This window comes from Aeromonas sp. S15(2024), from assembly GCF_041402265.1.
In the GTDB taxonomy this organism is placed as follows: domain Bacteria; phylum Pseudomonadota; class Gammaproteobacteria; order Enterobacterales; family Aeromonadaceae; genus Aeromonas; species Aeromonas dhakensis.
Genome location: NZ_JBGLQY010000002.1, coordinates 346,590 through 358,400, shown reverse-complemented (window position 1 = coordinate 358,400; position 11,811 = coordinate 346,590). Strand labels below are relative to the sequence as shown.

Genomic DNA, 11,811 nt, shown 5'->3' with positions numbered 1-11,811 from the left:
GTTCAGGGAGGAGATATGCCGGCTGGCGGGGCTCAGCGCCCCTTCATCAGCGGGAAGTAGCGCCGGTCGGCCTGGCTCATGTGGCCGACCACCAGCTCCTGAATGATGAAGTTGAGCAACTCGTCGTTGCCAAGGGTACCCGCCCTGGCGGCGGTCATCAGCTGGTCAGCCTTTTGCAGCAGCAGCTGGTGGTCTTGCTGGTGGCTGGTGAACTCGGGGTAACCCAGCTCGGCCAGCACCTGCTCTTCGAAGGTGAAGTGGTGGCGTGCCACGTCGAACAGATTTTCCATGCACTCCAGGAACAGGGCGGGGTGCTCCTGGTGATCCTTCATGTGCTCCAGCAGCCGGTTGGTCAGCACGAACAGCTGGCGATGCTCGGCATCGATGCGCGGGTGGCCGCACTCGTGGCTGCTCTGCCACACCAGCGAGCCCTGTTCCGGATCCAGCCCGGCGGTATAGAGACAGACCCGGCCGCGCCCTCGTCCCTTGGCCTGATACATGGCCTGATCGGCGTGGTGCATCAGGGTCTTGGGGTCGGTGCCGTGCTCCGGGTAGAGGGCCACTCCTATGCTGCTGGAGATGCGCAGCTCCTGCTCCTCGTCGATGCGAAACGGGTGGCGCAGGCGCTGGTGCAGGTGATCGGCCACCGTCAGCGCCTCGTCCCCTGTGTTGGGCAGCAGGATCACGAATTCGTCCCCACCCAGGCGGGCCACCAGATCCCGATCCCGCACGCAGTGGCGCATCCGCTCGGCCACCATGTTGAGCAGCACGTCACCTGTCTCGTGGCCGAAGGTGTCGTTGATCGGTTTGAAGTGGTCGAGATCGACGAACAGCAGGGCCAGCTGGGCAGTCTTGCCTGCCATGACCTCTTTCAACCGCTGTTGCAGCAGCCGGCGGTTGGGCAGGTTGGTGAGGGGGTCGTAGAAGGCGAGCCGGCGCATCATCTCCTCCCTGGCGGCCCGCTCCGTGATGTCGCGGGTGACCCCGAGGATCGCATCGGGCTGGCCCTGCTCGTTGCCATGCAGGGTGGTGATGGTCTCGGTGGCCACCAGATGTCCCTCCTTGTGACGCAGCTGGGTACGAATGACACAGCGGGTCTGCTCGTGATCGCCGCGTTGCCAGGCGGCGAGGGAGCCGCTCAGCTCGGCGCGCAGCTGTTTTCTGGATGTCTCCGGAATAAGCTGCCTGAGGGGGAGGGTGAGCACATCGGTGGGGTCGTAACCGCTGAGCGGCTGGATGGCGGGGCTGACATAGCGAAAGCGCAGGGTGGTGGTGTCCATGGTCCAGATGACGTCGGCACTGTTCTCCGCCACGAAACGGTAGTGCTGCTCGCTCTGGGCCAGCTCGCGGGTCAGTCGCTGTCGGCCACGCGCCTCCTGGCGCAGGCGCAGATAGAGGTAGCAGAAGATACCGAGCAGGGTCAGCAGGGAGAGGGTGATCAGCATGGCCACCGCCACGCTCTTGTCGAGCAGCTGGCGCTGCTGGCGGATCCGCTCCCGATCCGGGTTGTAGAGAAAGTGCTCCAGGTCGGGCAGGGCCGACAGCAGACCGGCATCGAGGTAGTTCCTGGCGATCTGCTGCCAGCGCTCCGGCTGCATGTAGCCGGGCTCGACCAGATCGGGCTGCATCAGCTCCCGGGTGGTGTCGGCCTCGAACTGCAGCAGATCACGGCCGGCGCCGCTCGGGTAGTTGGTCACGATCCAGTCGATCATCTCGGCCGGGTTGTCCATGGCGTAGCGCCACCCCTTGAGGGTCGCCTGCTGGAAGGCATAGACCCGCTCCGGCCGGCTGTTCAGCTCGCGCTCCGAGGTGAACAGGTTGTCACCATAGAAGTCGAAGTCGATGCTGCGGGGGGAGAACACCCGGTAGGGGATGCCCATCTTGGCCAGATAGAAGGGCTCGGTGGTGCTGTAGGCGCTGATGGCGTCCGTCTTGCCCGCCAGCAATGCCTTCAAGCCCTGCCGGTAGGGCTGCTTTATCCAGCTCTCCGGTGGCGTGTGGCGGTTGAGGTAGATCTGCAGCTCCTGGGAGCCGGGCTCCAGCATCAGCCGCTTGCCCGCCAGATCCGCCGGCTGGCGAATGTCGGGTCGCTCCAGGGTGAGCAGCACCAGTGGCGAGTGTTGCAACATGGAGGCCAGCACCACGATGGGCTGGCCGCTGGCGCGGGCCAGCAACAGATCACTGCCGCTGATCCCGAACTGGGCATTGCCCGACATCACCTCGTTGACCACATCGGTGCCGGTCATGGCGGGTCGCAGCGTGACATCCAGACCGGCGGCTCGATAGAAACCCTTGGCCTGGGCCGCGTAATAGCCGGCAAACTGGAACTGGTGTTGCCAGGGCAACTGCACTGTCACCTTGTCAATCACCGCCTTCGACGGCGGTGAAAAAAAGGCGCAAAACATCGCCGAACCAAGCATTGGCAGGTACCAGAGCAGGCGATGAAGGGAGGAATTTACGACGCTCATACTCATTCCTCTCGGGAGACGATGGTCCGTCCTAGAGTCAAACAATTCCTTGTTGCCCGCAAGGGGGCGAAAGGGCGCTATAACAGGGGATGCGTAACAGAAAAAATGATTTCTGTGTCATTCATCACATTTGGCCTTCCTGCTCGTTATTTTTGGCAATTAAGCGAAGAATTACGGAGCCATATGACCTATAAAAATGGTCGCATTTTAGTCGTATTTGATTGTCGATTACCTCAATAAGCGCGAGTGTTTGGGCTCTTTTTAGCGCAATGCGTCAGTCTGTGTCGCCGTATCACGGGATACTTTCAACTTGCTGTCGAAATGTGTCGAAACTGCGATTATTGCGTTATGAGTCAATTATTGGCGGGAGGGGGGAAGCGGATCCTTGCTGCCCGGGTGGTATGATAGCGGTTCTCCCATCCCGATGAGGCCTTCTCATGTCCCGATTGCGTCTGTTGTTGTCCGACTCCCACGATCCTTTGTTCAATCTGGCGGTGGAAGAGTGCATTTTTCGCCAGATGGACCCGCATCAGCGGGTGCTGTTTCTGTGGCGCAACGCCAATACCGTGGTGATCGGCCGGGCCCAGAACCCCTGGAAGGAGTGCAATACCCGCCGCATGGAAGAGGACGGGGTGACCCTGGCTCGCCGCAGCAGCGGTGGCGGCGCCGTGTTTCACGACCTTGGCAACAGCTGCTTCACCTTCATGGCGGGCAAGCCGGAGTACGACAAGAGTATTTCCACCTCCATCGTGCTGGACGCGCTCAAGCGGCTCGGGGTCGAGGCTTTCGCCTCCGGCCGCAACGATCTGCTGGTGGCGACCCCGGACGGGGAGCGCAAGGTGTCGGGCTCGGCCTATCGAGAGACCCATGATCGCGGCTTTCACCACGGCACCCTGTTGCTGGACGCCGATCTTGGCCGGCTCGCCAATTACCTCAATCCCGACCCCAAGAAACTGGCCGCCAAGGGCATCAGCTCGGTGCGCAGCCGGGTGGCCAACCTCGGCGAACTGCTGCCGGGCATCGACCATGGCCAGGTGAGCCAGGCCCTGTGCGAGGCCTTCTTCAGCCACTACGGTGAGCGGGTACGGCCAGAGCACATCTCCCCCGAGCGGCTGCCAGACTTGCCCGGCTTTGCCGAGACCTTCGCCCGCCAGCGCAGCTGGGAGTGGAACTTCGGCCACGCCCCGGCGTTTACCCATCAGCTGGACGAGCGTTTCGGCTGGGGCGGGGTGGAGCTGCACTTCGATGTGGAGAAGGGGGTGATAGGGCGGGCGCAGATCTTCAGCGACAGCCTGGAGCCGGCGCCGCTGGATGCACTGGCCGCGCGCTTGCCCGGGGTGGCTTATCAGGTGGAGGCCATCGACGAGCTGTTGCGCCAGTGGCGCGGCGAGTTTCCGGCCCTGCAGACCGAGCTGGAGGCATTCTCGCGCTGGTTGCTGGCATCGCTGCGCTGACGCTTTTCTCGCCGCTGGGGCGGGTGGATCACAAAATCAAAAGAGGCGCTCGAAAGGCGCCTTTTTGCCAGCCGTTGTCCGCCCTCATGCATGACAAAAAGTAGGGGAGGCCATTAGATATTGTCGCTGTTTCAAACGGTGACCCAGGGGTATAAGGGCAGCACATTTGCTGTACTAATGGTATAAAAATGAGTGACTTGGTCTATTTGAAAGATGAAGGCGTCAACGCCATCCACCCCGAATTCGAACGTCGTTTTACCACAGTCAAAGCCAACTTTTTCTCGCGCAATCCCGATCTCTGGCCGGTCTTTCGTGAACCCGGCTTCGCCACCCTCAACGAGTTTCGCGCCCGCGGCCTGGCCCCGTCGGCGCGGCTGAACGCCTGGCCCGATGGTTGCGCCCGTCTCGCCGACCTGTGCGAGACCATGCCGGTGCCGCAAGCCATGCGCACGCCGGGCGAGCCCATGGCGGAGCTGCTGTTTGCCGGCGCCCTCTCCAAAGACTGGGAAAACCCCTCCAGCGTCGAGAACGTGGTCACCATGTCGGCGGATCCCGCCATCTACGGCGCCCAGATGGGGATCCTCGCCAACCCCAACCTGGTCTACTCCGAGTATGCCGGGGTGGCCGAGGAGCTGGAGAAGAAGGTGGTGCGCCAGATTGCCCTGCTGGCGGGTTACGATCCGGCCCGCGCCACCGGCATCTTCACCCAGGGGGGGACCTTCTGTAACCTCTATGGCTACCTGCTCGGCATTCGCAAGAGCCTGTCCGAGGCCAAGCACAAGGGGCTCGGTCACTATCAGGACTACCGCATCATCAACTCCCAAGGCGGCCACTACTCCAACATCACCAACCTCTCCCTGCTCGGGGTGGACATCGAGAACAAGACCATCCGCATCCAGGTGGGCGAGAACAACGACATCGATCTCGACCACCTGGAGCGTACCCTGACCGCCTGCTTTGCCTTGAAACACGTGGTGCCCACCATCATGCTCACCATGGGCACCACCGATACCTTCGGGGTGGATCGGGTGAAACCCGTGGTCGCGCTGCGGGATCGCCTCTGCGAGCGGTTCGAGGTGGCGGTCAAGCCCCACATCCACGTGGACGCCGCCATCGGCTGGTCGATGATCTTCTTCCTGGATTACGACTTTGCCGCCAACCCGCTCGCCATCAACGCCGCGACTCTGGCGGGCATAGAGCGCAACGTGAGCCGCTTCGTCGAGCTCAGATACGCCGACTCCTTCACCGTTGACTTCCAGAAGTGGGGCTATGTGCCCTACACCTCTAGCCTGGTGATGATCAAGGAGCAGGACGACCTCAAGGCGATGGAGAACGACCCGGAGAACTTCTCCTACTTCGAGCGGGACATCCAGGGCCACACCCACCTGCAGTCCACCATCGAGTGTTCCCGCGGGGCGAGCGGCCTGTTCGGTGCCTATGCGGCCCTCAACTATCTGGGGGTCGAGGGGTATCGCACCGTGCTGGCCCACTGCCTGCAAAATGCCAACTATTTCCGCTTCCGGTTAAGCCAGCTTGGCAACGTCAAGCTGGTGGCCCAGGAGAATCAGGGGCCGAGCGTGGGCTTCAAGATCTACAACCCCGAGTGGGTAAGCGATCCGGAGGCCGAGTTCGCCTTCGAGCTGGCGCGCAGCACGGACCCCGCCTACAAGGCGCGCCTGCAGCGCAACACCGACTATCACCGCAGCCTGTTTACCGGGCGTGGCAAGGTGGGGCTCTATACCAACTGGGTGGAGGCCATCGCCCACTCCGACTACGATGCCCGCGGCAAGTACTCCTATATCGCCGGTGAGAAGGCGGTCTTCATGAACCCGGCCTGCGGCCGCGAGCAGATCGACGCCTTTATCGCACATATTCGCGGCTGAGTGGCGAACGGTATTTAAAGAGAACCGGACAGCAAAACGGCGGGATGATCCCGCCGTTTTTTATTGGTTCCGGTTACTGCTTCTGAAGAGCCGTCACCGTCAGCTTGCCAGCCGGGCTTTCGGCGTGGAAGCGCACCGCATCCCCCACCTGCAGATCCTTGAGCAGGGCCGGGTCGGCCACCTGGAACACCATGGTCATGGCGGGCATCTTGAGGTTCGCGATGGCCTCGTGCTTGATGCCCACCTTGCCATTTGCCGCGTCGATGCGGCTGATGACTCCCTTGGTCATCACCCTCTCCTGCATTCCCTCCATCTGCTGCATGTCACCCATCTGGCTCATGTCATGGCCTTCGTGGTTCATCATCTCCTCGGCCTGCAGGCCGGTGTGGGTAGCAAGGCCCAGCAGCAGGGTCAGCGTCTTGTAGTTCATGATGGTTTCCTTGTTTGGGTTGTCCGGTTGATCAGGGGGCAGTCGGGGTATCCGTCTGCGCAGTCGTGTGGTCGAGGGTCTTCAGGGTGCGGCTGCGCCAGAGGTAATAGGCGGCGGGCAACACCAGCAGGGTCAGTATCAGGGCGGTCACCATGCCGCCTATCATGGGGGCGGCGATGCGCTGCATCACCTCCGAGCCGGTGCCCTGGCTCCACATGATGGGCAACAGGCCGGCGATGATGGTGACCACCGTCATCATCTTGGGGCGCAGGCGCAGGGCTGCGCCGTGGACCACGGCCCGGTGCAGGCCGGCCTGGTCCGGTTTGCCGCTGGCCACCAGATCGTCCCAGGCGTGGTTGAGGTAGACCAGCATCAGCACCCCGGTCTCCACCGCTACCCCGGCCAGGGCGATAAAGCCCACCCCCACCGCTACCGAGAGATTGAAGTCGAGCAGCCAGAGGGTCCAGATCCCGCCCACTACCGCCAGTGGCAGAGTGGTGAGAATGAGCAGCACCTCCTGGAAGCGGCGAAACGCCAGATAGAGCAGCAGCACGATAATGGCGACGGTGAGCGGCACCACGTAGGTGAGTCGCTCCATGGCCCGCTCCATGTATTCGTACTGACCTGACCAGCTGAGGGCGTAGCCCGATGGCAGCACCAGCTGCTTGCCCACCTCGGCCTTGGCCTCCTTCACGAAGGAGCCGATGTCGCGGCCGCGAATATCCACGTAGACCCAGCCGTTGAGGCGCGCGTTTTCACTGCGCAGCATGGGGGCTTCGTCGCTGATATAGACTCGGGCCACGTCCGCCAGGGCGATGCGCGCACCGCTTGGGGTGACCAAGGGCAGCAGCTCAAGGCTCGCCACCGAGTCGCGATAGCTCTGGGGATAGCGCAGGTTGATGGGGTAACGCTCACGCCCCTCTATGGTCTGGCCCACCTCCATGCCGCCCACCGCGGTGGCGAGCACCGCCTGCACGTCGGCGATATTGAGGCCGTAGCGGGCCGCCTTGAGCCGGTCGATGTCCACCTTCACATAGCGGCCGCCCGCCACCCGCTCGGCGTAGACGGATGAGGCCCCCTCAACCTTGCCAACGATCTGCTCAAGTTGCTGGCCAAGTTGTTGAATGACCTTGAGATCGGGCCCGGCAATCTTGATCCCCACCGGGGTCTTGATGCCGGTGGCCAGCATGTCGATGCGGGTCTTGATGGGGGGCACCCAGGCGTTGGTGAGGCCGGGGAAGCGGATGAGGGAATCGAGCTCCTCTTTGAGTTTCTCCGGGGTCATGCCGGGGCGCCACTGGTCGCGGGGTTTGAGCTGGATGCTGGTCTCCATCATCACCAGATCCGCCGGGTCGGTGGCCGAGTCGGCGCGCCCCGCCTTGCCGAACACGTTCTGTACCTCGGGCACGGTGCGGATGAGCTTGTCGGTTTGCTGCAAAATCTCCCGCGCCTTGCCCACCGAGATGTTGGCCGCGGTGGTGGGCATGTACATGATGTCCCCCTCATCGAGCGGCGGTATGAACTCGGAGCCCAGGTGCTGGAGCGGCCAGAAGCCCGCGATCGTGACCACCAGGGCGGCGGCGAGGGTGGTTTTGGGGTGAGCCAGCACGGCGTTGAGCAGCGGGATATAACCCTGGCTCAGGCCACGGTTGAGGGGATTGGCCTGCTCGGGCAACACCTTGCCGCGGATGAAATAGCCCATGATCACCGGCACCAGCGTGATGGCGAGCGCGGCGGCGGCGGCCATGGCGTAGGTCTTGGTGAAGGCCAGCGGATGGAACATGCGCCCCTCCTGCGCCTCCAGCGCAAACACCGGCAGGAAGCTCATGGTGATGATGAGCAGGGAGAAGAAGATGGCGGGGCCGACTTCGATGCTCGCCTCCGTGATGATGCGCCAGCGGTTCTTGTCGGTGAGCGCCTCCCGCTCCATGTGCTTGTGGACGTTCTCTATCATTACGATGGCCCCGTCCACCATGGCGCCAATGGCGATGGCGATGCCCCCCAGCGACATGATGTTGGCGTTGATCCCCTGCAGGTGCATCACGATAAAGGCGGTCAGAATGGCGATAGGGAGGGTGATGACCACCACCAGCGACGAGCGCAGGTGGAACAGGAAGGCGAGACAGACCAGCACCACCACGGCGAACTCCTCCACCAGCTTGCCGGAGAGGTTGTCGATGGCGCGCTGGATAAGGTCGGAGCGATCGTAGACGGTGACGATCTCCACCCCCTCCGGCAGGCTGGATTTGAGCTCGGCCAGGCGCTCCTTGACCCCGTCTATGGTGTGCTGGGCATTTTCGCCGTAGCGCATGACGATGATGCCGCCCACCACTTCCCCTTCGCCGTTGAGCTCGGCGATGCCGCGCCGCATCTGGGGGCCGGTGACTACGTCCGCCACGTCACCCAGCAGCAGGGGGGCGCCGCGCACATTGGTGCCAAGCGGAATCTGTTTTAAGTCCTCCACGCTCTTCAAATAGCCATTCGAGCGCACCATGTACTCCGCCTCCGCCATCTCGATGACGGAGGCGCCGGTCTCCTGGTTGCCCTGCTTGATGGCGGTCTCGATGAGGGAGAGCGGGATGCCGTAGGCGCGCAGCTTGTCCGGATCGACCCGTACCTGGTACTGGCGCACCATGCCGCCTACGGTGGCGACTTCGGAGACGCCGTTCACCGTCTGCAGCTCGTACTTGAGGAACCAGTTCTGCAGTGACGTGAGTTCGCTCAAGTCGTGCTTGCCGGTTTTGTCCACCAGCGCGTACTGGTAGACCCAACCTACCCCGGTGGCGTCCGGCCCGAGCTGGGGCTGGGCCCCGGCAGGCAGATTGGGGGCCACCTGGCTCAGGTACTCCAGCACCCGGGCGCGGGCCCAGTAGAGGTCCGTGCTGTCGTCAAACAGCACATAGACGAAGGAGTCACCGAAGAAGGAGTAGCCGCGCACCGTGGTGGCGCCCGGCACCGCCAGCATGGCGGTGGTGAGCGGGTAGGTCACCTGGTCCTCTACCACCTGGGGCGCCTGGCCCGGGTAGGAAGTCTTGATGATCACCTGCACGTCGGAGAGATCTGGCAGGGCGTCCACCGGGGTCTGCTTGACCGACCAGAGGCCCCAGGCGGTGAGCATGACGGTCAGCAGCAACACCAGAAAGCGGTTGCTGACGGACCAGCGAATGATTGAAGGGATCATGACTGGACACCTCTCATTCGGTGGGCTGGCAGCAAATTGGGTTTGTGCTCAATGCAGCGAAGCATGGCAGGGATCATGATTTATCCCCCATCTGGTGCTGGCTGTGATCCATGCCTTGCATGCCTGGCATCTCGCCCTTGGCCTTTTTCATCGGCTCGTCTTCTGCCGGTTTGTCTTCCACATGGATCTGGATGATGCGGTACTCGTCCCCCTCCTGCTCCACCTGCAGATGCAGGGTCTGATCCGGTTTCAGCTGGCTGATGTCCACGCCGTCGGCCACGGTGAAGTCCATCTCCATGGCGGGCCACTGCCACTCGGGAATGGGTTGGTGAGAGATGCCTAGGGTACGCCCGGCGAGATCGATGTTCTGCACCTGGCCCTGGGTCCATACCTGCATGGGACGCACCGCCGTCATGCGCTGGAAGTCCGAATCGATGGCGGACTCGGAGTCGAGCAGGAACTGGGCCGAGCTGACGATGCTGTCACCGGCTTCGACCCCCTCATCGATGGCGACCTTGTCACCAAACTGGGGGCCCAGGGTGACGGCCACCGACTTGAAGTTGCCATCCCCCAGCGCCAGCACCAGCCTGTCCTGGCTGCCGGTGCGGATCACCGCTTCGCTCGGCACCACCAGGCGGGGTTCCCCCTTGCCGGTGCTGATGCTCACCTTGGCGAACATATTGGGTTTCAAAAACTCGTCCGGATTGTCAAAGCGCAGGCGGACCCGCAGGGTACGGGTGCTCGCATCAAGCGTCGGGTAGAGGTAGTCCACCCGGCCCTGCCAGCGACGGCCCGGGGCATAGTCCAGGGTCATGGTGACCGGATCGCCGACCTTGATCTGGGCCGCCTGGCGCTCGAACACCTCGGCACTCACCCACACCTGCTTGAGGGTGCTGATGTTGAACAGGGGCGCGGCGGGTTCCACATACTGGCCTTCCCGCACCTTGAGCTCGGAGACATAGCCGCTGCTCGGGGCGTAGATGCGCACCGTCTCCTGCACCTTGCGGGTGCGCTTGAGGGCCGCTATCTGATCCGCCGGCACCTGCAGGGACTTGAGCTTGCCCTCGGCGGCGCGCAGCAGCAGGGGGTTGGTGGTATTGAGCGCCAGCAGGTACTCGTGCTGGGCGTTTACCAGATCCGGGGCGTAGAGATCGTAGATAAAGCTGCCTTTGGTGACCTGTTGCCCCTCGTTCTTGATGGCGAGGTTGCGGATCCAGCCCGCCATCCGGGAGTTGATGGCTTCGAGCCGCTCCTCGTCATAACCCACGTAGCCGACCGTCTCGATCTGCTGGTGGACGGGCAGTTTCTCCACCTTGGTCAGCCGCACCCCCAGGTTCTGCTGGATCTCGGGGCTGATGGTGACGGTGCCAGGGAAGCCGCCCTGTTTTTCCTCATAGACGGGGATGAAGTCCATCCCCATGTTGTCCTTGGCGGGGCCGTCGCGCTTGTCGCGGGGATCCATGGGGTTGACCCAGTAGAGCGGTGTATTCTCCCTGGCGGTGGCGCCACCGTCCGTCTGTTTGGCGGCCCAGTAGCCGCCACCGGCGCCGAGGGCGAGCAGCAGGGTGGATAGCAGCAGGGTCCGGCTCATCGCACACCCCCTGTCCGGGACGGGTGGGGCAGGTCGGCGCAGTGGGCAAGAGGCACGGGGCGGCCGTGTTCGGCCACGGGGCCGGGGATCGGGGCAAATGACATGATACTTCTTCTCTTCTGTCAGAGCGCCGGAGGGGGTGTGCAGGCAAGGCATCACCAGAGTCCGGGCGGCAAACTGGGCGCGGCTGAATGGTCAGCGTGCGCACGGCTCCCTGTGCCATGGCCGGGTCAGCCGGCGACACAGGGTCAGGCAAGGTGGGCGGCAACGGGCAAGGGCCGCCCCGAGAGAAGTGCTTTCTAGTGGCGCAGCACCGACAGCATCAGGTGTCGGCGCGGCCAGGAGGGAGGGTGGGTGCCGCGGGATCGCAGGAAGGGATCCCGCAGCCAGTTGTCCAGCCCGCTGCTGGCGGTCCCGAGGGGCAGCAGCAACAGCGGCAGGGCGAGCAGGGTCAGCAGGGCGGCCAGCAGCGGCAAGCCAGGGCTGCTGCTCGAGGTGAGCCCGCCGTGCATCTGGCACTCTTGGCTGGCGGCATCTGGTGCCCCGGCATCCTGGGATGCCCCGTGGCAGGAGAGTCCCTGCATGGGGCTGCTGCTCATGGCCTGATGGTCTTGCGCCATGGCGGCGTTGAGGGCATCCAGCCCGTGCCAGCCGATGCAAAGGGTGAGATTGCAGACGAGCATCAGCCCCAGCAGCAGCCGGGCAATGCGTTCTGTGGGCAATCTCGATGAGAGCATGGGGAAAATCCTGACAATGACTGGGGACACTGTAAACCTTGCCTTGAGGAGAAGGTCAATGGCCCCG

The 11,811-nt window shown here is 63.3% G+C and carries 7 protein-coding genes; 2 read left to right on the top strand and 5 right to left on the bottom strand.

The window, feature by feature from the left end:
- Positions 1-32 precede the first annotated feature (32 nt).
- Positions 33-2,468 carry a diguanylate cyclase domain-containing protein gene (locus tag ACB033_RS05750; RefSeq protein ID WP_139725921.1) on the bottom strand — a complete coding sequence of 812 codons (2,436 nt, stop codon included), beginning with the start codon at positions 2,466-2,468 and terminating at the stop codon, positions 33-35.
- Between the two features lie 437 nt (positions 2,469-2,905).
- On the opposite strand from ACB033_RS05750, the gene ACB033_RS05745 reads away from it, so the two are divergent.
- Together ACB033_RS05745 and ACB033_RS05740 are read left to right on the top strand one after the other, a co-directional pair.
- Positions 2,906-3,922: a lipoate--protein ligase A gene (locus ACB033_RS05745; RefSeq protein WP_139725920.1), complete on the top strand. Its 1,017-nt coding sequence runs from the start codon at positions 2,906-2,908 to the stop codon at positions 3,920-3,922.
- 188 nt (positions 3,923-4,110) lie between these two features.
- On the top strand, positions 4,111-5,805 hold the full coding sequence (locus tag ACB033_RS05740) for a pyridoxal-dependent decarboxylase (RefSeq protein ID WP_139725919.1): 1,695 nt from the start codon (positions 4,111-4,113) through the stop codon (positions 5,803-5,805).
- 73 nt (positions 5,806-5,878) lie between these two features.
- On the opposite strand, the gene ACB033_RS05735 is transcribed toward ACB033_RS05740, so the two are convergent.
- The 4 genes from ACB033_RS05735 to ACB033_RS05720 all read right to left on the bottom strand — a co-directional run bounded on the left by ACB033_RS05735 (position 5,879) and on the right by ACB033_RS05720 (position 11,744).
- Positions 5,879-6,235, bottom strand: a complete 357-nt coding sequence (locus tag ACB033_RS05735) for a copper-binding protein (RefSeq protein WP_139725918.1) — start codon at positions 6,233-6,235, stop codon at positions 5,879-5,881.
- Between the two features lie 31 nt (positions 6,236-6,266).
- The gene (locus tag ACB033_RS05730) at positions 6,267-9,416 is read right to left on the bottom strand and encodes an efflux RND transporter permease subunit (protein ID WP_095592343.1); all 3,150 of its coding nucleotides are present in this window, start codon (positions 9,414-9,416) and stop codon (positions 6,267-6,269) included.
- Positions 9,417-9,489: 73 nt separating this feature from the next.
- Positions 9,490-11,007: an efflux RND transporter periplasmic adaptor subunit gene (locus tag ACB033_RS05725; RefSeq protein WP_139725917.1), complete on the bottom strand. Its 1,518-nt coding sequence runs from the start codon at positions 11,005-11,007 to the stop codon at positions 9,490-9,492.
- 299 nt (positions 11,008-11,306) lie between these two features.
- Complete coding sequence (locus ACB033_RS05720; protein WP_026141807.1) at positions 11,307-11,744, bottom strand: hypothetical protein; 438 nt, start codon at positions 11,742-11,744, stop codon at positions 11,307-11,309.
- Positions 11,745-11,811: the final 67 nt, after the last annotated feature.